Annotated in this window: 21 protein-coding genes, 1 pseudogene and 1 riboswitch; of the genes and pseudogenes, 11 read left to right on the forward strand and 11 right to left on the reverse strand. The window is 55.7% G+C overall.

Features of this window, described 5'->3' with window-relative positions; translation table 11 throughout:
- Positions 1–106: 106 nt before the first annotated feature.
- Positions 107–2308, reverse strand: coding sequence for a S9 family peptidase (locus HMPREF2625_RS06285; RefSeq protein WP_070523051.1), 2202 nt, complete (start codon positions 2306–2308; stop codon positions 107–109).
- Between the two features lie 144 nt (positions 2309–2452).
- Positions 2453–2866 (reverse strand): VOC family protein, encoded by a 414-nt coding sequence (locus tag HMPREF2625_RS06290; protein ID WP_070523054.1) that lies wholly within the window; start codon positions 2864–2866, stop codon positions 2453–2455.
- A 111-nt stretch (positions 2867–2977) separates the two neighbouring features.
- On the opposite strand from HMPREF2625_RS06290, the gene HMPREF2625_RS06295 reads away from it, so the two are divergent.
- The 3 genes from HMPREF2625_RS06295 to HMPREF2625_RS06305 all read left to right on the forward strand — a co-directional run bounded on the left by HMPREF2625_RS06295 (position 2978) and on the right by HMPREF2625_RS06305 (position 5156).
- The gene (locus HMPREF2625_RS06295) at positions 2978–3568 is read left to right on the forward strand and encodes a TetR/AcrR family transcriptional regulator (RefSeq protein WP_070523058.1); all 591 of its coding nucleotides are present in this window, start codon (positions 2978–2980) and stop codon (positions 3566–3568) included.
- A gap of 284 nt (positions 3569–3852) precedes the next feature.
- On the forward strand, positions 3853–4599 hold the full coding sequence (locus tag HMPREF2625_RS06300) for an SDR family NAD(P)-dependent oxidoreductase (protein ID WP_070523061.1): 747 nt from the start codon (positions 3853–3855) through the stop codon (positions 4597–4599).
- Positions 4600–4727: 128 nt separating this feature from the next.
- Entirely contained in the window at positions 4728–5156 is a 429-nt protein-coding gene (locus HMPREF2625_RS06305) for a hypothetical protein (RefSeq protein WP_070523064.1), read from the forward strand.
- Positions 5157–5291: 135 nt separating this feature from the next.
- Here the strand turns inward: HMPREF2625_RS06305 and HMPREF2625_RS06310 are convergent, their stop codons facing one another.
- The 7 genes and pseudogenes from HMPREF2625_RS06310 to HMPREF2625_RS11175 all read right to left on the reverse strand — a co-directional run.
- Positions 5292–5762 (reverse strand): SRPBCC domain-containing protein, encoded by a 471-nt coding sequence (locus HMPREF2625_RS06310; RefSeq protein ID WP_070523066.1) that lies wholly within the window; start codon positions 5760–5762, stop codon positions 5292–5294.
- Complete coding sequence (locus HMPREF2625_RS06315) at positions 5759–6115, reverse strand: ArsR/SmtB family transcription factor (RefSeq protein ID WP_246826718.1); 357 nt, start codon at positions 6113–6115, stop codon at positions 5759–5761. The genes HMPREF2625_RS06310 and HMPREF2625_RS06315 overlap by 4 nt, the downstream gene beginning before the upstream one ends.
- A 110-nt stretch (positions 6116–6225) precedes the next feature.
- Positions 6226–7020, reverse strand: coding sequence for an ABC transporter (locus HMPREF2625_RS06320; protein WP_070523073.1), 795 nt, complete (start codon positions 7018–7020; stop codon positions 6226–6228).
- 9 nt (positions 7021–7029) lie between these two features.
- On the reverse strand, positions 7030–7800 hold the full coding sequence (locus HMPREF2625_RS06325) for a hypothetical protein (RefSeq protein WP_070523075.1): 771 nt from the start codon (positions 7798–7800) through the stop codon (positions 7030–7032).
- Positions 7797–8798, reverse strand: a complete 1002-nt coding sequence (locus HMPREF2625_RS06330; protein WP_070523077.1) for an ABC transporter ATP-binding protein — start codon at positions 8796–8798, stop codon at positions 7797–7799. The genes HMPREF2625_RS06325 and HMPREF2625_RS06330 overlap by 4 nt, the downstream gene beginning before the upstream one ends.
- 399 nt (positions 8799–9197) lie before the next feature.
- Entirely contained in the window at positions 9198–9908 is a 711-nt protein-coding gene (locus HMPREF2625_RS11170; protein ID WP_371440660.1) for an MFS transporter, read from the reverse strand.
- Positions 9904–10407: pseudogene (locus HMPREF2625_RS11175) on the reverse strand (MFS transporter); the annotation flags it as partial. The pseudogene HMPREF2625_RS11175 and the gene HMPREF2625_RS11170, both read right to left, overlap by 5 nt.
- 144 nt (positions 10408–10551) lie before the next feature.
- On the opposite strand from HMPREF2625_RS11175, the gene HMPREF2625_RS06340 reads away from it, so the two are divergent.
- The 3 genes from HMPREF2625_RS06340 (at position 10552) to HMPREF2625_RS06350 (ending at position 13994) form a co-directional block, all read left to right on the forward strand.
- Positions 10552–10902, forward strand: coding sequence for an ArsR/SmtB family transcription factor (locus tag HMPREF2625_RS06340; RefSeq protein ID WP_070523306.1), 351 nt, complete (start codon positions 10552–10554; stop codon positions 10900–10902).
- 143 nt (positions 10903–11045) lie between these two features.
- Positions 11046–11159: riboswitch (SAM riboswitch) on the forward strand.
- 109 nt (positions 11160–11268) lie between these two features.
- Positions 11269–12615 carry a bifunctional o-acetylhomoserine/o-acetylserine sulfhydrylase gene (locus tag HMPREF2625_RS06345; protein ID WP_070523080.1) on the forward strand — a complete coding sequence of 449 codons (1347 nt, stop codon included), beginning with the start codon at positions 11269–11271 and terminating at the stop codon, positions 12613–12615.
- 95 nt (positions 12616–12710) lie between these two features.
- Positions 12711–13994, forward strand: coding sequence for a homoserine O-acetyltransferase MetX (locus HMPREF2625_RS06350; RefSeq protein WP_070523084.1), 1284 nt, complete (start codon positions 12711–12713; stop codon positions 13992–13994).
- 124 nt (positions 13995–14118) lie between these two features.
- Here the strand turns inward: HMPREF2625_RS06350 and HMPREF2625_RS06355 are convergent, their stop codons facing one another.
- Positions 14119–14934: a MerR family transcriptional regulator gene (locus HMPREF2625_RS06355; protein ID WP_070523087.1), complete on the reverse strand. Its 816-nt coding sequence runs from the start codon at positions 14932–14934 to the stop codon at positions 14119–14121.
- 95 nt (positions 14935–15029) lie between these two features.
- Here HMPREF2625_RS06355 and HMPREF2625_RS06360 point away from each other — a divergent pair, with 95 nt between their 5' ends.
- Positions 15030–15794, forward strand: a complete 765-nt coding sequence (locus HMPREF2625_RS06360; protein ID WP_070523090.1) for an alpha/beta hydrolase — start codon at positions 15030–15032, stop codon at positions 15792–15794.
- A 100-nt stretch (positions 15795–15894) separates the two neighbouring features.
- Here HMPREF2625_RS06360 and HMPREF2625_RS06365 read toward each other — a convergent pair whose 3' ends face one another.
- Positions 15895–16137 carry an RNA-binding S4 domain-containing protein gene (locus HMPREF2625_RS06365; protein ID WP_246826725.1) on the reverse strand — a complete coding sequence of 81 codons (243 nt, stop codon included), beginning with the start codon at positions 16135–16137 and terminating at the stop codon, positions 15895–15897.
- A gap of 213 nt (positions 16138–16350) precedes the next feature.
- On the opposite strand from HMPREF2625_RS06365, the gene HMPREF2625_RS06370 reads away from it, so the two are divergent.
- The 4 genes from HMPREF2625_RS06370 to HMPREF2625_RS06385 all read left to right on the forward strand — a co-directional run bounded on the left by HMPREF2625_RS06370 (position 16351) and on the right by HMPREF2625_RS06385 (position 21655).
- Entirely contained in the window at positions 16351–17730 is a 1380-nt protein-coding gene (locus tag HMPREF2625_RS06370; protein ID WP_070523093.1) for a glycine--tRNA ligase, read from the forward strand.
- A gap of 82 nt (positions 17731–17812) precedes the next feature.
- Positions 17813–18877, forward strand: coding sequence for a GNAT family N-acetyltransferase (locus tag HMPREF2625_RS06375; RefSeq protein ID WP_070523096.1), 1065 nt, complete (start codon positions 17813–17815; stop codon positions 18875–18877).
- A 133-nt stretch (positions 18878–19010) separates the two neighbouring features.
- Complete coding sequence (gene dusB / locus HMPREF2625_RS06380) at positions 19011–20183, forward strand: tRNA dihydrouridine synthase DusB (RefSeq protein ID WP_246826736.1); 1173 nt, start codon at positions 19011–19013, stop codon at positions 20181–20183.
- Positions 20184–20293: 110 nt separating this feature from the next.
- Positions 20294–21655 (forward strand): deoxyguanosinetriphosphate triphosphohydrolase, encoded by a 1362-nt coding sequence (locus HMPREF2625_RS06385; protein WP_013398715.1) that lies wholly within the window; start codon positions 20294–20296, stop codon positions 21653–21655.
- Positions 21656–21743 lie beyond the last annotated feature (88 nt).

The following is a 21743-nucleotide window of genomic DNA, read 5'->3' on the forward strand; positions in this document are numbered from 1 at the left end:
TGTGAGGATGAAGGCGTAATCCCAAGCAATCTCACGCCAGCGGGCTGGAGCATGCAGATTCCGAGCGCGCGAGGTACCAAATCTGCATGCGGAAGGGTATACCCGCTTATTTGGTAATCCCTAGGTGTGTGAGGATGAAGGCGTAATCCCAAGCAATCTCACGCCAGCGGGTATACCGCCCGGAGCCGCCTCCATGTCCGCCGGTCATATCGATCTTCAGCAGCGGGGTGGGGGATGACGGGTCGATGGTTTCGCGCAGTTTTGCAATCCATTTGGCGGGTTCCACATAGAACACGCGCGTATCGTGCAGGCTGGTTACCGCCGCGATAGCGGGGTAGCGCACGGGGCGGATGTTCTCGTAGGGGGTGTAGGACTTCATGTACTCGTACACTTCCTTATCTTCAATGGGGTTGCCCCATTCTTCCCATTCCAAAGCAGAAAGCGGCAGGTCAGGGTCAAGGATGGTGGTGAGTGCATCCACGAAGGGAACCTGGGCAATTGAGACCGCATATTTCTCAGGAGCCAGGTTCAGCACGGCACCCATAAGCAACCCGCCCGCGGAACCACCGTAGCAGGCGATACGCGCAGGATCCGCCCATGGCTTGGTCGCTAGGTAATCGGTGACATCCACAAAATCAGTGAATGAGTTCTTCTTGTGCAGCTTCTTGCCGTTGATGTACCAGGTGCGCCCCATCTCGCCGCCACCGCGAATATGCGCAATCACGTACACCACTCCGCGGTCCAGAATCGACAGTGTGGGGATGGAGAACATGGGGTCCATCGAAATTTCGTAGGATCCGTAAGCGTACTGAAGCACCGGATGCGGCTGCGTCAGGTCAAGATCGGCACGGTGAATCACCGAGATAGGGATGAGGGTTCCATCGGCGGCGGGGGCCCAGTCACGGTAGGCACGATAATCCTCACGCTGATAACCGCCAAGCACCGGGGTCTCGCGGCGCAGAAGCAGGGTCTGTGACATGGGGAAGTAATCGTATACGCGGCGTGGAGTTAGGAATGAGGTGTAGGCGATACGGATAACCGGGGAATAGTTCTCGGCACGCAGCACGCCAGCGGTGTACAGCTCTTCATCGAACCCGGCAGGTTCCATGAACGTGATGCCTGCGGGCTTCTTGCGGCGCCACTGCACGGGCAGCTGCTCCCGCGGGGCAAGGAACAGGCGTGTGGTCGTATCCGCGCGGGCGGTTACCACCAGGTGGGTCGCAGAGAGCGTGAACCCTTCGAGGCGAACATTTTCGCTGTGGCGAATCACCGGAACCCAACGCTTCGAATATTCCTCTAAAGATTCGCCTTCTTTCGGCATATCGGCGAGCACCAGCTCCGAGTTCAGCGCCTTATAGTCGTGCTGAATCAGCAGATGGGTTTCACCGGCAATCGTGATCGGCTCCGCCTGGTACTCAATGCGCGCATCCCGCGGAATGATCACGCGTGGCGTGCTCTTCGGGTCGGCAATAGGCACCAGGCTAACCTCGGTGAACTCGGAGTTGCCGCTAGAGAGTACGATGGATGAACGGTCGGCGCTCATTGCAGAACCCAGCCACATGGTGGGGTCAGTCTCCTCGTAGATCAGATAATCTTCGGTGCCTGCGCCAATATCGTGCACATACACGCGGTAGGGACGCCACGAATCGTCCGGCACAGTGTACACGAGCTGCTGCGCGTGGTTGATGAAGAACGACCCGCCGCTAATATTCGGAATGGTATCGGGCAGGAACTCGCCCGTTTCCAGGTTGAGGAAGCGCTGCTCGTAACGTTCATCGCCTTTCTCATCAACCGAAATGCTCAGAAGCTTACCGTTACGCGAAGGCTGGAACACGCCGAGTGCGAAGAACTCCATGTCTTTGGCGTACTCATTGCAGTCAAGCACCACCGATTCGCCTTCCAGCGGCTCGCCGGGCTTAATAACCGGGGGAGTGTAGCGCACCACCTCGTCGCCCTCATGCAGGGCAGGGTAACGGTAGAAAATTGGGTACTGACCGCCGGGAACCATGCGGCTGTAATACCACCAATCGCCGATGCGATTCGGAACCGTCAAATCCGTCAACAGGGTACGGGACTTGATCTCCTCAAAGATGCGCTCGCGTAGAGGCTGCTGATCCGCTGTGACGGCGGCAGTGTAGTCTGCCTCCGCGTTCAGGTAGTCGAGGACTTCCTGATTTTCTTTGTCTCGCATCCACTCGTAATGGTCGATAAAAGTATCGCCGTGATACTCACGAATATGCTCAACTTTTTTAGGGACGGGAACGAGGGGAACTTCTTCTGCTGGTGTGGTGTTCGATGCGTCGCTCATGGGGCTCTTTCTCGTAATAGTCCTGGATAAATATGCTTGCTATCTAGTGTAACGAGGCAGCGCACATATCGCCCTAGAAATCTCCGAATTGAGGTAGCCCGCATGTCGCGGCTGTCTCAGTATGTGTGGCTGATTTTTTTGAGACTAGGGAAGCATATATTTATCCCAGTATCCTGCGGCAGGTTCGATCTGTTCGACAATATCTATCCATAATCCTGAAGGGTCCGAAAACCCAAAACGGCGTTGCCCATAAGGCTCATTGGTTAGAGGATAGGTTATGTCGAGTCCCTGAGCTTTGAGATCGTTATAGGTGGCGGTGGCATCTTGAACTTCAAGCTCAAGGCATATCCCAATTCCGTTGAAAGTTTCTGAGCCGGGAGGCGCAGAAGGATGATCGGGCGTCATGAACGCGATAGATGTGGCTCCGTCTTGAGAAGCAAGAAGAGTAAACCATGAGCTGTCAAAGATAATCTGGAAGTCAAAATAAGACGTCCAGAAGTCTCGGGAAGAGTCTTTCATGGGGGTAACGACGAGGGGGTAGCGGTCAATGAAATTCATATATTCCTCCTGCATATACGGGTAATTAGGGATCCAAAAAGTTTCACATACTCTGAGTATGTTAAAAATATCTGGCATACTTTGGGTATGTCAATATAAAAGGGGAGAACTATGGAAGGACAGCGTGCCGCCCAGCGTGAAGCTACTGTTTCAGCACTTGTAACCGAGGCTCGCCAAAGGTTTGCTCGTGATGGCTATGCCAGCGTGCGCATAGACGATATCGTCTCTTCGCTTGGTATCACTAAAGGGGCTCTATATCATCATTTCAAAAATAAGAAAGACCTCTTCCGTGCTGTTGTATGTGAGGTGCAGCAGGATGTAGGGCGTCAGATTGAAGATGCGGCTCGGTCGTGCGCCACCCCTTGGGAAGAGTTAGTAGAGGGCAGCAAAACTTTTATTCTTGCATCAGTAGAACCAAATGTGCGGCGGATCATGTTAGTAGATGCACCTGCCGTTCTGGGGTGGCATGAATGGCGGGCGCTCGATGAATCGTCTTCAATGGTGCTCTTGGCTGACATCCTCAAGACCCTTATGGAACAGGAAATTATTGCAAAGCAGCCGGTGGAGCCTCTTTCGCATCTGCTTTCTGGCGCGATGAATGAGGCAGCGCTGTGGCTGGCCGAAACCGACTCCTCAGATGCTTTAGAAGACACGATGAAAACCTTAACGAAGCTTCTTGAATCGCTGCGTATTTCAGCTTGAAGGTGTCCTGTGCGATCGTTCTGCTAGATTGCGTAAATTGATCTGAAAGAGCAGATTTGTGCAGCAGCATGATGATGCAATTCATTATTCAGCCTGCCGCAGCAGGCGAACCCCACGGAGCCAATGTCTGCGCTGGACATAGAAGTCTGCAGTGATGTATCTATTGATGCCATATCTAGCGATAGGTGCAGTGCTCCTTGATAGACAGCTTCTCTTTTATTTCACTATGCTGAAAGGTGATGCTGAACTTTCAGCGTCTTTCACAGCTCATACAAGGAGGAAAAATGGCACAGATTGCTCTCGTCACCGGCGCCAGCCGCGGTATTGGTAAGGCGACCGCAGTTCGGCTGGCGCAGCTGGGGTATCATGTGATTGCGCAGCACCGTGCGGGAAACCCGGACTTTAGCGAGGTAGAGGCTGCCGCATCCGAACATGGAGTAAAAGTAACACCTGTACAGGCTGATTTCTCAGATCCACAGTCCGTTTCTGACTTCCTGACTCACGTGAAGGATGCGCTGGGTGGGGATACCCTCGACGTTGCGGTGCTCAACGCAGGCGTTGGCACGCAGGGAACCTTCCAGGAGCTCAATGGAGAGGCTCTGCGTAATCTGCTGCAGATCAATACGGTTGCCCCCTACGAACTTGCCGCCGGGCTGGTGCCGCTCATGAGCGCACCGGGCGGGCGTTATATTTTTACCGGCTCGGTGCTGACTCGCTACGCATTCCCCGCGATGACGGGCTACGGCATGAGCAAGATTGCACTGGAGTACCTGGTGCGGAATATGGCGGTTGAGCTTGGACCTCAGGGGATTACTGTAAATCTTGTGGCGCCCGGCGTGGTCGATACCGATATTAACGCCGCCTGGCTGCGCGATAATGCGGAGGCGGCCGAATTCGTGAAATCCGGCAACGCGATGAAGAAGGTTACCCAGCCTGAAGACGTGGCAGAAGTAATTGGTCTGCTGACTCAGAATGCATCGCAAACAATTACCGGGCAGATTATTGACGTCTCGATGGGCGATAAGCTCTAAATCCTAACGTCCGCGAGCAGGTAGGATTTGACCGAGCAGGTAGAAAAATCCTACCTGCTCGTACCAAAAACCACCTGTTCGCGGCAGAACTTTATGGTGTGAGAAGCACACATCTTGAGGAGTCACACATGTACGACTTTAAACGCGAGGGTTTTCCCGGTTTTCCTCTAGGGCAGAAGATTGAATTCTATGAGCGGAAACTCCCGGATTCGAGGATGATAGTTGCCGATCTGCCGGGTACGGGTAGGAGCATCCGTACACTTCATGGTCGTCTCGCTCTTGAAGGCTCAGAACATAGTAGTATCGCATGCCAACTCGGAGAAGACGATCTTGTTTCTCTGATTGAAATCTCATGGGCTGATGGGGATAAATTCTCTTTTGAGGGGCTGCCTCTGACTGGGCTTTCCGCCGAAGAACTCGTGGCTCAGCTGAGAGAATGGGGCATAGCTGCAGAGGTTGGTTCTGTGACGGTGGAACTGCCGGAACTTAATATTTCTTTCTTCTTTTTCGAGGATGTTCCCCGCACGATCTCCTGGCAGATGTCTGAGGCTTTCTAGCATCTCTCAGTACTTTTGCGTATCCAGCTGTGCGCGGTGTCTATACCCTCCCGAGCAGTTGGTTTTTGGCTGAGTGGATAGAATTTTCCTACCTGCTCGTACCAAAAACCACCTGCTCGCAGGGGGCGCCGGGTTTTATTCGCTAGTTTCCAGAACTCGTTTGAGGCCTGCCAACACAAACGACCAGCCCCGAGGTGAGGCCACATTCTGCGCCGTAACAGGAGAGTCTTCTAGGCGGTCGTGGGTGACCGTGAGTTTCGTGGCACCATCCGTCCACGGCTCAAGCTGCCAGGTAACGCGGCTTGCCGGTTCGTGTGCCGCATCGGGAAGATAAAGCGAGCGCCACTCTACAACAAGAAGCCGCGGTGGGTCAGACTCCAGAATCGCGCCGTCTCCCCAAACTTCCTTCCCATCTGGGGAAAGGTAGCGCAGGCGGCCCGGCTCGTTCTCGGTGACTTCAACCCGCGAACCAAAGAAATACTGGGAGGTGAACTCGGGCTGGGTGATTGCCTCCCACACACGCCGCGGCGGGGTGTTTTGAATAATTACCGAGCTGATAATCCTCTGGGGACGTGGGGGAGTGCTTGGGCTGTCGGCGGTGCTCATGAGTCTTCCTCCTCTAAATTCTTCTGTAGGTCAAGAAGTGCTGAACTTTGGTGGGCGGTGTATTTATCGATCCAACGGTCGTGGATGCGGCGAATCGGCACAGCGTTAAGGTAGTGGAGCTTTTGGCGGCCTGAGCGCTGTGTGATCACAAGGTTTGCGTCTTCGAGGATGCGCAGATGCTTGGCCACTCCGAAGCGAGTCATTCCCAGACCTTCTTCGAGCTGTCCCTGGGTGAGGCCGCCGGTAGTGTAGAGCTTATCGAGCAGCTTTCTGCGGGTGGGGTCTGCGAGAGCTTTGAAAACTGCGTCATCATCCATAACACGAGAATATGTGACTATATAGTCACCTGTCAAGGGTAAGAGGTTATTTTGGGAACTTACGAGAAGCGGATTTTTGACCAAAAAAGTGATGTTTTCTCACCTTCTCGGCCAAAAATCCGTTGCTCGCAGGAGACATAAGACTTTCAGAGCAGATTCGTGTGTGCACCCGAGCGAATGCGTCGCGCAGCGGCATGCACTAGGACAAGCCCCGCAAGCGCCCAAAGTACGCAGACTAGCACCTCAGTCACGACTGTTGAAACCACCACTTCAGAAGAGCCTCCCACTAGGGCAACTGTCCGCCCGCCGGGAACCAACGTACACAATGCCGCCAGCCACGCCGGGTATGCATCTACCGGCACGATCACGCCCGCGCTGATAGGCAGAAGCGCTCCTAAGATAGTTCCTCCCAGGTATGGGTCGGAGAGATACAGTCCCAGTCCAGCGGCGAAAACACCCAGACATACGCCTGCCATGAGAGTCAGAGGTAAGAGTGTCACAGAACGCACAAGCATGGACAGGCTGCCTTCAAGGGAACCACCGAAACCGGCATAGGCAGCTGCAATACCCAAGTTCGTGATGCCAGTGATCAGAGCTAAAAGCACGGGCATTGCAGAGACTCCCAGCCAATAAGCCGCATCAAACCGTCGGGCGGTGCACACCTGCTCGAACACTCCCAGCCAGCGGTCGGTCGCCGCGCGCGCCACAACGCCGGACGCCACACCGAGTACCACGCTTGCCAGGGCAGAGGCACATGCGATCCGCACAGGATCAGGTGCGGAAAGATCACGTCCTAGTAGAACGCTGAACAGCACGCTCATCCCCGGTACGATCACGAGGGTACTGAGCGCCGTACCAACCGTGGCGAAGGTGATGGATGAAGACCACCCAACCTTGGCGGTACTGTTCAGGCGATAGAGAGAGTTCGTTCGTTTAAACATCGCAGCCTCCTAGATTGCGCCCAAAGTGCCATGCACCGTTGCAGCGCGCAGTGCTCGCCTACCTAACAGATATGCCGTGAGCATCCAGAGGGCTGTGACCGCGCAGGTTTGCAGTACAACGCCCAGAAAATCACCGAATGAGTTCATAGGCATCTGCCCAAGCAGAACCTTCACGGGTGCCTGAATCGGAATCAGCGTGCCGAGCGCATCAAGCCAGGCAGGCGCGGAACTCTCGGTAAAAAGCACCCCGGAAGCCACGAAAACCGGCACGAGCAGCAGCTCCTCATAGGCGATAGCGTTCGGGGTCGCCACAAAGAACCCTGCAATCACGAAGGTCACCGCCAGACAGGAAACCCACAGCAGCGGAAGACCCACCAGATAGCGTGCACCCACATGAGTAAAATTCGTGAAATCTACCGAGAAGGTGCACAGCGCCCAGAAAAACCAGGCCAATGGCAGGGCGGCAAGCCCAAAAATGGAGGCAGTTGAGACCACCGCTGCGAGCGCCCGCAACGGGTTCACGGCACCATTGAGCAGATACACGAACGTTCCCCGGTAGCGCTCAAAGTTGAGGATTCCGGCAGCAACAATGCACATGTTCCAGGTGCCGATAATGCCTGCGCGAGTCCAGGCGAGGGTCGCATCTACTGGCCAGGCACCGGCGGCGAGCGCCTGCAGGGCCGTCGCCCCAAAGGTACTCAGCAGTAGCAGCTGCAGGAAGTAGGGAACTGTGAGGAATTGGCGCAGGGAAAAGGACATCAAGCGAAGTTGCCGGTTCATCGTTTCAGTCCTTCCGCCATAGCCAGGTATGCCTCTTCGAGGGTGGCTGGGCGAGTATACAGCGGTGTGAGCATCTGAACCTCACGCTCAGCGAGAATACGGGTCAGCAGAGCCTCGGCGTGTTCGGTACTGAAGGGGTGCGGCTCTTCTGAAACAGAACGTTCATTCCAGTACACGGTGATCTCCCACTCGCTGCCGCGCGGGGTCAGCAACACTGTTCCTGCATCGCCCAAAGACCGGGCAAGTTCTTGAAGCACCGCCCCGGCATTCGCACCCACACGCCCCACGGTGGTAGCGGAGATCCCGGCGTGCGCGGTAATATCCGCCACTGTGCCCGAAACCGCTACACGACCAGCCCCGATGACCGTGACCCGATGCGCTAACTCCTCAATCTCGCCCAGCAGATGGCTCGTGAGTAAAATAGCGGTGCCGTCATCAGCGAGGGAGCGAATTAGCTGGCGTATCGTCAGCGAAATATCTGGGTCAAGCCCGTTCGTCGGCTCATCCAAAAGCAGCAGTTTCGGCTCGCCCAGCAGTGCCCGCGCGATGTGCAGACGTTGTTTCATACCGCGGGAAAACTCCTGTACCTTCTTCGCGGCAACATCGGCAAGATCGACCCGTTCCAAAGCGCTCGCCACCTGATTACGGCGTTTGCGCGCGCTAACCCCGGCAAGGTCAGCGAAGAAGAGAAGATTATCGCGGGCGGATGCTCGCGGATAGAACCCGGTATCTCCGCCGAGCGCAAGCCCTAGGGACGCGCGCGCACGCTGGGGGTGCGCAAGTGCATCCACCCCGTCAATGCGCACGGTACCGCTCGTGGGAGTCAGCAGTGTTGCGCACATCTGCACAACCGTTGTTTTCCCCGCCCCATTGGGACCGAGCAGAGCATGAATTTCGCCGGAGCTTATACTGAACGAAACATTATCGACAGCGGTGAAAGCGTGTTCACCTTTGCCAAAGGTGCGGCATAGCTGTGCCGCGTCAAGAATTGTAGACATTGTGATAAAACCTTGCGGTGCTTAGTCACCCGAAGCCTCTTGAGCATGGTGTTCGCACGCCTGCAATATGTGGGACGGGTGAGATGAATAGTCGTGAGAGAGGCACTTCTTAGTGCCTGAATAATCCCAAGTCACCGACTGCAGATGCGGAAGGTATAACAATGAAACCCTCAGAACTTTGGTGTTCAAGGTGCTCACTATGCGCTCATGAAATGTATCGAACCAAAGCAGGGTTATTTCTGAAATTTTTAGAGCCCACCATCTGGGCGGGCATTCCGCGAGCCGGTGCGACTTTAGCGGGAGGTCATACCTCATCACTCCTAGATTCAAGGTTTCCATCAGTGTAGCATGGCTCACGGAATGCTGTGATTAAATTTTTTTTGATTTTATTCGAAGAAGTTAAAACGATTCCCCGTTTTTCGGCCGGAACGCTCCGCCAAGTGCATAGACCCCAAGAGAAATTGCGATTGCACATGCGCTCATAACGGCTATACCGCTATACCCCGGAAACTGTGTGAGTAATGTACCGCCGACGGCACCGCTGATAGTTGTTCCAGCGTACATTGCCGTGTTTGAGAGGGATGATACAGTACCGCGAGCTATAGCGGTATGGCTTTGCAGCTCTCCCATGAGGATGGGGAGCATAACTCCTCCGAGAAAAAGTGCAAGCGTAAAAATACCTAAAGCAGTCCAGAAATTAGCTGTCAATGACACTGAGAGATACACAATACTGAGTGCAATAAGCCCCACGAGCATAGTCTTTTGCATACCTATATGTGCGACGAATCGTGACCCTGTGAGGGAGCCTAGAGCGTTGCCACATCCGATTACAAGCATGGCGAAACCGATGGTTGTCTGCGATGCCCCAAAGTCTCGCGCAAACCATGAACCTATGAAAGATAGAGATGCGAATACTCCTGTCTGGAAAATCAGGTACGCCAGGAGGGATAGCAAAAGTGAAGGGGCTTTTAAAACGTGCAGGTAGGGAGTCAGAAAATTTCCATCTTGCGCCGCAGCCACAGGGGGGAATGCTGGGAAAACGTGAATAGAGTATACCCAAGAGAAGAAGAGACGCTGCGGCGATTGCAAAAAATGGTATCTGCCATCCATAAGTGGAGAGGAATGAACCTACAGGAATACCGGCGATTTGGGCTATGGCAAGTCCAGCCGTTGCATACCCCATAGTTTTAATAATGGCTTGTTTCGGCACTGTCATGGGGATAGATGCCCAAATCTGCGGTGAGATCAGAGAAGCGAACACTCCCGCAAGAAACCGGGCGGTAAAAAGAGACCAAAACCCCCATGCTAAACCGCATAAGCCCGTAAAAAGCGTAAAGCCGATGGACCCGGTAAGAATAATGCGCCTGCGATCAATGCGGTCTGACAGCGGGCCTGCAATGAGTGCGAAAACTGCATACCCTAAAGCGTATGCAGAGACGAACCACCCTGATTGTTCTGTGCTGGTGTTGAACTCCTTGCTGAGCAGCGGAAGCAGAGGGGCAGTGAGCAGAGTATCTGTGCCGATGACAAAGAGAGTGCTGAATGAGACAAGCCGCATGGTTGCCTCAGAATTTTGAGGTAGCTGATGAGATGTATTGTGAGAATTCATGGTGTACCCCTTGATGCTATTTCTATGTTCGTCGAAATTAGAATAAATCTATATTATGCTAAAGGGCAAGCCCAAGAGGTAATATTCTGTCACAGAGTCTTGCAGGCTCAATACGTTATGCGAAGAACCTGGAAAGGCATGGTTATGGGTAAAGAACGGCTGCATCACCCCACCCCTGATGATGTGACGTTGGATCGTGTCCTTGGCGCATTGTCAGATCCCATTCGACGAGATGTTCTCGCACGCATTGCTGACCACGGACCGCAGTTCTGCGGTGATTTTGACTATGGAATCGCCAAATCTACGATGTCTTATCATTTCAAAGTGCTCCGAGAATCAGGGCTCATGCACACCGAAGTGCTGGGAACGCACCGTAAAATTACACGCCGAGACAGCGTGATTGAGAATCTTTTCCCCGGTCTTTTAGACTCTGTTGGACTACCACCGGGTCAAGGCCAATGGGATGAATCTGCTGCGGATACTACAGGTGCCTGACTCGGCTAATCGGGTTGAGAGTATACGAATCCCTAAAATGAGGTCAGAGCAAAGGCAATTCATAAAACGTCATCTTTGCAACAATACGCCGAAAACACGTATCCCGCTTGACCGTGCGCGCTTCCTATGAAACTCTAGATGCAGGTCATGAGAGCCAGTGATAAGCCCCAGCTAGCTGGCCGGCAACCCTCCTCCGCGGTGGGGTGCCCTGGGTGAGGACCAGGCGTTGAACACAAAGTACAACGCAAGCGCGGGACCGATGTGCCCGATTCTGGTACATCGTTTTTTCGTTTGCAGAGAAGAAAGCCTAAGAACTCTGTACCGAAATCGGCATGCGGCCCCCTGAACTATCACAAGGAGCTTCGCATGAGCAACACTACAGTCCCGACTCCCGCCAACCCCGCCGGTTGGAAATTTGAGACCCGCCAGATTCACGCGGGGCAGGCACCGGATGCCGCAACGGGAGCTCGGGCGTTACCTATCTACCAGACCACCTCGTTCGTTTTCGAGAACGCAGAACAGGCCGCTAACCGTTTCGCTCTAGCTGAGCTTGGGCCTATCTATACCCGTCTGAACAACCCCACCCAAGAGGTTATCGAAAACCGCATCGCATCCCTTGAAGGGGGAGTGGGTGCGCTTTTGCTGGCCTCAGGCCAAGCGGCTATTACCTATGCGATTCTTAATATTGCGGGCGCGGGCGACCATATCGTGGCTTCCCCATCAATTTATGGGGGAACCTACAACCTACTTAAATACACGCTTGCCGACCTCGGCGTTGAAACTACGTTTGTTGAAAACCCGGACGACCTGCAGCAATGGCGCGATGCGGTTCGCCCCAACACGAAACTCTTCTACGGAGAAACCGTACCTAACCCCCGGAACGATGTGCTCGACATCGAGCCTATCGCCCAGATCGCCCACGACAATGGCGTTCCCCTAATCGTCGATAACACCGTTCCCACCCCATACCTTGTGCGCCCCATCGAATTTGGGGCAGATGTGGTAATCCATTCCGCCACGAAATATCTGGGTGGGCACGGCACCTCAATCGGCGGCGTTATCGTGGACTCCGGGAATTTCGACTATGGTGCCGACCCTGAAAAGTTCCCCAAGTTCAACGAGCCAGCACCTGGCTACCACGGTTTAGTTTATGCCCGTGACTTGGGCAAAGACTCCGCCTTCGGTGCGAACCTTTCCTATATTCTCAAGGCGCGAGTTTCGCTTCTGCGCGACACCGGGGCGGCGATCTCTCCAACTAACGCCTTCAACATTGGTATCGGTCTGGAGACTCTTTCCCTGCGCATCGAACGCCATATCGAGAACGCGACCAAGGTCGCAAACTGGTTGGAGGAGCATCCGCTGGTCGATCAGGTGATCTGGGCCGGTCTGCCTTCATCGCCCTGGTACGAGCGAGCCCAAAAATACCTGCCGAAGGGACCGGGCGCCGTTGTGGGATTCACCCTCAAAGACGCAGACCTGGAACAGACTCGCACCTTTGTGGACGCTCTGCAGCTGCACTCCAATGTTGCGAATATCGGCGATGTACGCTCGCTTGTTATTCACCCTGCATCCACCACCCACTCGCAGCTTTCCGAGGAAGAGCTAGAGGCAATTGGGGTGAGCAAAAACTTTGTGCGTCTCTCGGTAGGTATCGAAAATATTGACGACATTATCGCAGACCTAGAATTGGGTTTTGCAACTCTGAACGCCTAACCTGCACCGCCGCGACCGGGCTGCACAGTAAGTGCCCGGTCGCGGTATCGGTTTCTCGCCTGCCATTACCAACTACCGGTTACCCAGGAGAAAACATGACGGAAAATACCGTACACGCCACCTATCTGTCGCAGCTGCAGCATCCCAGCGCTCAGGGGTACCTGCGGCAGATGGCGATCGGTGATTTCACCCTCGAAAACGGTACCGTGCTTCCACAGGTAAACATCGGGTACGAAACGTGGGGGACTCTTAATAAAGCTGGGGACAACGCGATTCTTATTCTGCACGCCCTCACCGGTGACACCCATGTTTCGCGTGGGATTCCCACATCGGATATGCCTGCACCCAGTATCCGTGCGGTCGAAAGTGATGGTTGGTGGGAAGGTATTGTGGGGCCGGGCGCGGTGGTCGATACCACCAAATATTTTGTGATCGCCCCCAATATCTTGGGCGGATGCTACGGCTCAACCGGCCCGGCAAGCATCGTACCCGAGGGATACCCGGGCGCCGGGAAACCCTGGGGATCACGCTTCCCTCACGTCACTATTCGCGACTCGGTACGAGCCGAAGCCGAACTTATCACCCGGTTAGGGATTAAGAGTTTTCACCACGTCATCGGAGGATCGCTCGGCGGAGCACGCGCTATCGAATGGGCGGCAACCTTCCCCGAGCTGGTACGTGGATGCGCGGTCATCGCCGCCGGCCCCGCCGCCACTGCCGAACAGATTTCCTGGGCGCACACCCAGAACCTCGCCATCCGTGCTGATGCCAATTTTGTTTCCGGCGACTATTACGGGGGAACGGCACCCACAGCCGGGCTCGCGCTGGCGAGGCGCATAGCCCATACCACCTACCGCAGCCCAGCAGAGTTGGAGCACCGCTTTGGGCGGCAGGCAAACCGCGGAGAATCCACCGACGGCGGGTCCATCGGTGAGAACCGCGGACGGTATGCGGTCGAAAGCTACCTAGACCACCACGGCGATAAGCTCGTTGAGCGTTTTGACGCCAATAGCTACCTTGCCGTGAATGAGGCGCTAATTTCACACGATGTTGCACACGGGCGCGGCAGCCTCTCGCATGCGCTTGCGCTCAGCGACTGCAAGTGGACTATCGCCGCCGTAAGCACCGATCGTCTGTTTTTTCCGCACGAATCGTATCGTCTGGCGGAGGCGCTGCCGGTTCCCGTAAAGGTCGATATTATCGAATCCGACCACGGACATGACGGTTTCTTAGTCGAATCCCGCCAGTTGGAGGCGATTCTCGCTAAGGCTCTCGGAGTCCCGGTTCCCGAGCGAGAGCGCGCTGTCGATGAAGAAAAATCTCTTCATGATATATCCGCTCTTTTCGGTTCGCCTCTTGAAACACAAAAACAGAACTAGCTTTCGTTTTTATATATCCGAACATAGAAACCGTACATAAAAGCCTTGTGAGGACTATATTTCGGCGTGAAATAAGTCCCCACAAGGCTTTGTGTACGGTACCGATATTTGTGAATGGACGAGGTTAGCACCAGGTCACATTCTCGGGGTCAAGGCCGTGGGCGCGGGCATTCTCGTAGATGATGTCCCGCAGCCAGACAGCCAGTCCCGCAGCGAGCTTCTCGTAGTGCTCGTTGAAACGGGCGTCCTCAACATAACCGCGTGCCAGAATTACGTGTTTGGCGGGGGTTACCTCGAAGAAGAAAAGTGAGGCGCGGTGCCGCTCGGCAAGCTCATTCGCTTCCTCACTGCCCGGCTGCACGCCACGAGTGAAAGCCTCGACGAGGGCTTGCTCAACCGTGTCAAGCTCCTGCTTGCCCTTCACCCAGTCGGTGCGGCTCATAGCCGCAGTACGGCGTTGGTATTCAGCCCAATCGTCGGTGTGCCCGTAACGCTCCTGCGCTTCTTGCTCATGTGCGGGGTTGAACCCGTCGCCCATAATTTCTGCTTTTTCTGCAGCGGTAAGCTGTTCGTTCTTAGGTGCCATTGCATCCTCCAAAAGTTGATCTAGTGTTGTTAGCATGCGCTCATAGGCGGCCATTTTGCGCTGGAGCATATCTCGCTGGGCGAGTAGATGCTCGGTGCTGTTCGCTTCGTCCTGCAGTACGCTGCGAATGGCTTCAAGGCTCATGCCAATGGCGCGATACCCCATAATGACGGTGATGCGCTCAAGATCGGCATCGCTGTAGTAGCGGTATCCGTTGAGCTCATCGTGCGCGGGGCTGATCAGACCCCGCTGTTCCCAGTGGTGAAGCGTGCGCACGGTCAGCCCGTGCAGGGATGCAGCCTCTCCTACGGTGTACTCGTGCTGCCCGCCATCTGGTGTAGTGTTCGCGTCCATGTTTTTACTGTAGATCCTGACGTTGGGTGAGGGTCAAGCCTTGAGCGGAAATCTAATTCGGTTGTTTATGGCAGGCTCCTCGGTAAGATGAAGATATGAGCGAAAATACGTACATTGTCGAATATTCCCGACCCGAGGATGAACGCGCCGGAACCCACCTGGTGCTTCTGCTGCACGGGTACGGTTCGCACGAGAAAGACCTGCTGTCGCTGGCTGAACATCTGCCGCAGGAGGGCATCACCTACGCGGGAATGCGCGCCCCGCAGCCGGTAGGCACCCAGTTTTCGGCGGACGCAACCGGTGCCCACATTCCCGCCGAGGCCATAGGTTACCAGTGGTACCCGCTGGACCAACAGCTCAACGCGGATGTGCGGACCATAGAACAGGCCAGCGACTACGTGCTGGAGTGGGTCGAGCAGCACGAATCACACTACGCTTCGGTCGCGCTGGTGGGGTTCTCGCAAGGCATGGCGGTGGCGACTTCTATGGTGCGGCATCGCCCAGGAAAATTTGTTGCACTGGTGGGGCTCTCCGGGTACGCGGTCGAATCGGACTCTCCTTACTTCAAGGACGACGAGCTCAAAGCCACCGAGCTGCCCGTTTTCTTCGGCAGGGACCAGGAAGACCCTATTATTCCGCAGCCCTTCGTGGATTACACCTACGAGTGGATTCGCGCGTACACCGACGGCATCAAAGTTCTGTATGCGGGCACCGGGCACGGGGTAAGCGCCCTGGAAATTCGCCATGTGGGCGAGTTCATCGACGTGAAGGTGCTGGGCAACGCGCCCCGAATCCGTGCCGAAAAAGTTGCGGATGCTGCGGGTAACGCTGGGGCGTCAGAGCAAGGGTCAGCTGACTAAAAGGACCTGAATAACGCATCTTGGGTTGTGTAACGCACCTTCCGGCGGTGCGTTACACAACCCAAGATGCGTTATTGCGGGAAGGGAAAGGACAGAAAACCTAGTCCTGAGCCACCTGCACACTTACCCCGTTGAAGCTCACCATATCGCCCGGATGCAGCTGTTTGCCCCGCGCCTCCTCAATCTGCCCATTGACCTTTACCAGCCCATGCTGGATTACTTCGCGTGCCTGTGCACCGTCTTCGACCAGATTAGCCAGCTTCAAAAACTGTCCCAGACGAATCATTTCGTCACGAATATAGATTTTCTCCATGTCACCAGTGTATCGGCGGGAGGATGCCATGTGCGGCAGTCATACTAACCCGCCACGTGTCCCTCATCTACACGCTCTAACTAAACACTGTCTACCGTTACCCAGAAACTACACGGTAACGCAGGCAGGCAATGATACCCTAGTATCTTGTACTTGTGACCGTATATCCCGGCGCTTACCGCGCGCGGAAAAACACTGAACTCACGCACGCCACAGCCGGTGGCGGGGCATAAAGGAGTAAACATGGCAGAAAAGTCCACTCTCGACAACGTTATTGCGCTCGCTAAGCGCCGCGGCTTCGTCTTCCAGGCGGGTGAAATCTACGGCGGTTCCCGCTCCGCATGGGATTACGGTCCCCTCGGCGTGGAACTGAAAGAAAACATCCGTCAGCAGTGGTGGCAGCGTTTCGTGCGTTCACGCGCAGACATGGTCGGGCTGGACTCTTCGGTAATCCTGCCGCGCCCGGTGTGGGAAGCATCCGGGCACGTGGCAACCTTTATGGACCCGCTGGTGGAATGCCTCTCGTGCCACAGGCGCCAGCGCCAAGACCACCTGATCGAAGCCTTTGAGGCTAAAAAGGGGCGTGCGCCCGAAAATATGGGCGAGGTTGTCTGCCCGAACTGCGGCACCCGCGGCGAATGGACCGAGCCGCAGAACTTCTCAGGGCTGCTGAAAACCTACCTGGGTCCTGTCGATAACGAAGAAGGGTTGCACTTTCTGCGCCCCGAAACCGCGCAGGGCATCTTCGTAAACTTCAACAATGTGGTGACCGCAGCCCGCAAACGCCCTCCCTTCGGTATCGGGCAGATCGGTAAGGCATTCCGCAACGAGATCACCCCCGGCAACTTCATCTTCCGCACCCGCGAATTCGAGCAGATGGAGATCGAATACTTCGTTCACCCCGACGAAGCAGATAAACACTTTGACGCATGGGTTGAAGACTGCTGGAATTGGTTCGTTGACTTGGGCATTAATCCCGACAATATGCGCCGGTTCGATGTTCCTGAGGACGACCGCGCGCACTACTCGGCGGGCACCATCGACATTGAGTACCGTTTTGGTTTCCAAGGCGGCGAATGGGGCGAACTCATGGGTGTGGCGAACCGCACCGATTACGACCTGGGCGTGCACAATGAACACTCGAACGCGAAGCTCGAATACTTTGACCAAGCCAGCGGCGAACGTTACGTGCCCTACGTCATTGAGCCTTCATTCGGCCTGACACGCTCCATGATGGCGTTCCTCGTTGATGCTTACGTTGAGGATGAAGCCCCGAATACTAAGGGCGGCGTCGATAAGCGCGTGGTGCTCAAACTCGATCCGCGCCTGGCACCGGTGAAGGCTGCCGTTCTGCCCCTGTCGAAGAAACCCGAACTCTCCGAGCCCGCCCACAAGTTGGCAGCCGATCTGTGCGGTGCCTGGAATATCGACTACGATGAGGCGGGGGCTATCGGCCGCCGCTACCGCCGCCAAGACGAAATCGGCACCCCGTTCTGCATTACCGTAGACTTCGATACTTTGGAGGATCAAGCGGTTACCATCCGTGAGCGTGACACCATGAGCCAGGAGCGTGTGGCACTCGATCAGGTGAAGGCATACCTGGCGGCGCGTCTAGCTGTCTAGGATCTTTTTTCGACATGTACATGGGCGGGGTTCTCTGCAACAGAGAGCCCCGCCGGTATTTTCACTCAGTCACTAGGATCTGGTGCAGAACCTAGCCGATACGTACAATAGTGAGAACCCTATCCTCGCGGTGAAACCCGCGCATCCTGTGGAAGAAAGGCATCCCATGAACACCTACGAATTTCGTCCATGGCGCGAAGGCGACGATTTAGAACTTCTGCAGGTGTGGGGAGATCCGCGAAGCGAGCAGGAGGCGCAGCAGCGCGCATCCTTCGGAGAGGCCTCGGACGCACCTTTTAGCCGAACCCTTGTGGTCACCGACTCGGGTGTGCCTATCGCCGCTGGTGTGGTGACCGCGTCACTTCTGCATCCACAACGCCTGTGGACCTATCTTGAGGTTGCCGAAGGGCACCGCCGCGCCGGGTTAGGTACCGAGCTTTTAGACCGGCTGCGTGAGATCGCCGCCGAAAACGGGCAGGTTCTGAACCTCCGCGTGAAGCTGGCACCATTTAGCACCGGCGAGGAATTTGCGCAGGCAAAGGGCATGAAAATGATTCAGCGCTCGCGTTTGGTTCATATTGATGCGGGCGCGATTCCGCCGGTGCCCCTGCGTGAGGATGAGAACGGCAAACCCACCCAGGCAATTGAGGATTTGGCGACCGGTTCCGTTGAGCTGACCTCGAAACTTTGGGAGTTCTACCACGATTCGCATGATTGGGATGTTCCCGCCGAGGTCGGATTAGGAACCGTAAACCGGTATTTCCTCTCGGACGAGGCACGCGCCTTCGGGGCACTGGTACTGCGCGATAACATTCAGCAGACTGAGAAAGAGGGGAAGAAAGGCGAAATCATTGCCTTTGCGGTGAGTTATCACCCCTTTGAGACTGACCCCGCTGCCGCGCTGGTCGATGAGAATACCGCGACTGAGGTTTTGCTCGGATATGACATGCAGAACGAAGGCGCGGTCGAGGCTATTATGCAGCTTCTTTCGCTGTTGACGGCGCAGTACCCGGTGTTGGTTGAGGTAGACGACTCGATGACCGCTCTCGTAGAGGTAACCGATGTTCTTCTGCGTGCCGGAACCGCGAGCGTGGAAGGCGACCCAACCTATATTTACGCAAGCGATTATCCGGGTGCCGCTTCCTAAAGATTAAGGCACCGACTATGCCTCAGAAAGACCGCATCATGAGGGCACGATAGCCGTATGGCACCCTGCCCAGTGCGCCTGTCGTGAACCGGGGTATGCGCATCCGTGCTGATTTGCGTGTGTATGCCACAATATAGAGGTGAATTCTGAAGCCTCCCACCTGAAATTACCGCCGCTGAAACTCGGTAAACTGACTGTTGAAACGCCCGTGGTGCTCGCCCCGATGGCGGGTGTGACGAATAAGGCGTTCCGTCGTCTATGCCGCGAGTACGGCGGCGGATTATATGTAACCGAGATGGTGACGGCGCGCGCCCTCGTGGAACGCAAACCCGAGTCGATGCGTATTATCGAACATGACGCAGATGAGCAGATTCGCTCCATCCAGATTTACGGGGTAGACGCGGTTAACGTGGGTAAGGCTATTCGGCTGGTCGTAGAAGAAGACCGTGCGGATCACATCGACTTGAACTTTGGGTGCCCGGCGCCGAAAGTCACAAAACGCGGCGGCGGCGCGGCGCTTCCGTGGAAAACCGATCTCTTTACTGCGATTGTGCATACGGCGGTCAAAGAAGCATCGCGTAACGATATTCCCCTGACCATCAAGATGCGTAAAGGCATCGATGATGACCACATCACGTTCCTTGAATCCGCTAAGATAGCCCGGGATGCGGGGGTCGCCGCCATAGCCTTGCACGGGCGCACCGCTGCCCAGCACTATTCGGGAACAGCGGACTGGGGCTCAATCGCGCAGCTTCGCGAGGCGATTCCAGACGTCCCCATCTTAGGCAACGGCGATATTTTCGCCGCCGAAGATGCCGTGCGCATGGTCGAACAGACCGGTGTGGACGGCGTGGTGATTGGGCGCGGCTGCCAAGGGCGCCCGTGGCTTTTTGGCGATCTGCAGAATGCTTTTGAGGGTAGTACCGAGCGTATCCGACCTACTATGAGTGAAGTTGCCGCAATGATTTACCGGCATGCCGAGCTGCTTGTTGAGACTTTTGCGGATGAGTACAAGGGACTGCGTGAGATCCGTAAACATGTTGCCTGGTATTTCAAGGGTTACCCGGTGGGCGGCGAGCTGCGTGTCAAGATGGCGACCGTACCTGATTTAGCGACTTTCCGTGAACTGCTGGGGCAGCTTGATCACAGTATCGGGTATCCGGGGGCTGCGGTTGAAGGTTCGCGCGGCCGGGCCGGGAGCCCGAAGAAGCCGCATCTGCCAGATGGGTGGCTAAATTCTCGTATTCTGGGGGATGCTGAAAGGCTTGGACTTGTGGAGGCGGAACTCGATATCTCGGGCGGATAATCGGTCGGAGTTTGTCGTAGTCTGATAAAAACATTGCGTCTGGGTGAAATAGTGCTTATATAGGTAGTAAACAATGTGCCAGACGCACCGGAAGCAGGAACGGAGGAGCGATGACTCGCATTGCCGAAGAGGGGCAGGAACGTTGGGAATGGAACCTGCCCGCAGGGTACACCCCCGACGATTCGGAACGCTGGGTGCCCGAAATACATCCGTTCCGGGATCGCACCCCCTTTGAACGCGATCGTGCCCGTGTGCTTCACTCCTCTGCGCTGCGGCGTCTAGGCGCTAAAACCCAGGTCATGAACCCGGATACGGACGATTTCGTGCGTACCCGTCTCACTCATTCCCTTGAAGTCGCCCAGGTCGGGCGCGAAGTGGGCGGGATGCTCGGATGCGATCCAGACGTAGTTGATACTGCTTGCCTCTCTCATGACCTGGGGCATCCGCCCTTTGGACATAACGGTGAACGTGCCCTGAACAAGCTCGCCGCCCATATGGGCGGGTTCGAGGGCAACGCCCAAACCCTTAGGCTGCTCAGCCGCCTTGAACCGAAAGTGATCGCCGAACATGACGTATCTGCGGGTCTGAACCTGACACGAGCATCCCTGGACGCAACCTGCAAATATCCGTGGACGCGCACAGATGCACCACGTCGCGCAGATGGTACCCAAACCCACAAATTCGGTGTTTACGAGGATGACCTGCCGGTCTTTGAATGGTTCCGCGAGGGCGCGCGTGATGCCGGGGTAGAGTCCCAGCGCAAATGCCTGGAAGCGCAGGTTATGGACCTTGCCGACGATATTTCATACTCGGTGCACGACGTTGAAGATGCAGTCTTCGGCGGGCACGTGCAGTTAGAACAGCTGCGTGAGGCGAAGCATCGGCAAGCCGTCTTCGACATGACCCGCCAATGGTATCTGCCAGCCGCTACTGACGAACAGCTGGATGCGGCACTCAGCCGGTTAGAGACCCTGAACCGGTGGGTTCCGTGCATGACCGGTTCGCGCGCCTCCCTAGCCCAGTTCAAGGGACTCACCAGTAAACTCATCGGTCGTTTCGCCTGGAGCGCTGTGGAAGCAACCCGTGAACGTTATGGGCGAAACACCCCGCTAACCCGCTACAGCGCCGAACTGATCGTACCGGAAGATACCCGAGACGAAATCGCCGTCATGAAGGGGATCGCAACAGCATTCGTTATGACGGTTCGTGACGCCCAACCCCACTACGAACACCAGCACGAAATACTGGGTATTCTAGTTGAAGCGCTCTACGAAGATTCCCAGCGCGCAAACCCGCAGTATATCGACAGCATCTTCAGAACGGACTACGCGCAGCTGGGGACTCATGACGACGATGCACGCCTGCGCCTTGTCATTGATCAAGTGGCATCCCTAACCGACAGGTCGGCGGTTGCGCTCTATAAACGCATTAACGGAACCCCCTGGATGCTGGGGGAGAAGCCCTTGTGGTAGCCGCAGCCTTCCACGCGGCAAAGACAAGACAGAGACCCGTGTATAGACGGGCATGAAATACCTAAAACTGTATTACAGCACGGTGCAG

The organism is Rothia sp. HMSC064D08 (genome assembly GCF_001809525.1).
Lineage (GTDB): Bacteria > Actinomycetota > Actinomycetes > Actinomycetales > Micrococcaceae > Rothia > Rothia dentocariosa.

What these genes read in the sequence shown, in the direction of transcription:
- HMPREF2625_RS06285 (WP_070523051.1), bottom strand. Translation starts at nt 2,308, where the DNA reads ATGAGCGACGCATCGAACACCACACCAGCAGAAGAAGTTCCCCTCGTT.
- HMPREF2625_RS06290 (WP_070523054.1), bottom strand. Translation starts at nt 2,866, where the DNA reads ATGAATTTCATTGACCGCTACCCCCTCGTCGTTACCCCCATGAAAGAC.
- HMPREF2625_RS06295 (WP_070523058.1), top strand. Translation starts at nt 2,978, where the DNA reads ATGGAAGGACAGCGTGCCGCCCAGCGTGAAGCTACTGTTTCAGCACTT.
- HMPREF2625_RS06300 (WP_070523061.1), top strand. Translation starts at nt 3,853, where the DNA reads ATGGCACAGATTGCTCTCGTCACCGGCGCCAGCCGCGGTATTGGTAAG.
- HMPREF2625_RS06305 (WP_070523064.1), top strand. Translation starts at nt 4,728, where the DNA reads ATGTACGACTTTAAACGCGAGGGTTTTCCCGGTTTTCCTCTAGGGCAG.
- HMPREF2625_RS06310 (WP_070523066.1), bottom strand. Translation starts at nt 5,762, where the DNA reads ATGAGCACCGCCGACAGCCCAAGCACTCCCCCACGTCCCCAGAGGATT.
- HMPREF2625_RS06320 (WP_070523073.1), bottom strand. Translation starts at nt 7,020, where the DNA reads ATGTTTAAACGAACGAACTCTCTCTATCGCCTGAACAGTACCGCCAAG.
- HMPREF2625_RS06325 (WP_070523075.1), bottom strand. Translation starts at nt 7,800, where the DNA reads ATGAACCGGCAACTTCGCTTGATGTCCTTTTCCCTGCGCCAATTCCTC.
- HMPREF2625_RS06330 (WP_070523077.1), bottom strand. Translation starts at nt 8,798, where the DNA reads ATGTCTACAATTCTTGACGCGGCACAGCTATGCCGCACCTTTGGCAAA.
- HMPREF2625_RS11170 (WP_371440660.1), bottom strand. Translation starts at nt 9,908, where the DNA reads ATGGATGGCAGATACCATTTTTTGCAATCGCCGCAGCGTCTCTTCTTC.
- HMPREF2625_RS06340 (WP_070523306.1), top strand. Translation starts at nt 10,552, where the DNA reads ATGGGTAAAGAACGGCTGCATCACCCCACCCCTGATGATGTGACGTTG.
- HMPREF2625_RS06345 (WP_070523080.1), top strand. Translation starts at nt 11,269, where the DNA reads ATGAGCAACACTACAGTCCCGACTCCCGCCAACCCCGCCGGTTGGAAA.
- HMPREF2625_RS06350 (WP_070523084.1), top strand. Translation starts at nt 12,711, where the DNA reads ATGACGGAAAATACCGTACACGCCACCTATCTGTCGCAGCTGCAGCAT.
- HMPREF2625_RS06355 (WP_070523087.1), bottom strand. Translation starts at nt 14,934, where the DNA reads ATGGACGCGAACACTACACCAGATGGCGGGCAGCACGAGTACACCGTA.
- HMPREF2625_RS06360 (WP_070523090.1), top strand. Translation starts at nt 15,030, where the DNA reads ATGAGCGAAAATACGTACATTGTCGAATATTCCCGACCCGAGGATGAA.
- HMPREF2625_RS06365 (WP_246826725.1), bottom strand. Translation starts at nt 16,137, where the DNA reads ATGGCATCCTCCCGCCGATACACTGGTGACATGGAGAAAATCTATATT.
- HMPREF2625_RS06370 (WP_070523093.1), top strand. Translation starts at nt 16,351, where the DNA reads ATGGCAGAAAAGTCCACTCTCGACAACGTTATTGCGCTCGCTAAGCGC.
- HMPREF2625_RS06385 (WP_013398715.1), top strand. Translation starts at nt 20,294, where the DNA reads ATGACTCGCATTGCCGAAGAGGGGCAGGAACGTTGGGAATGGAACCTG.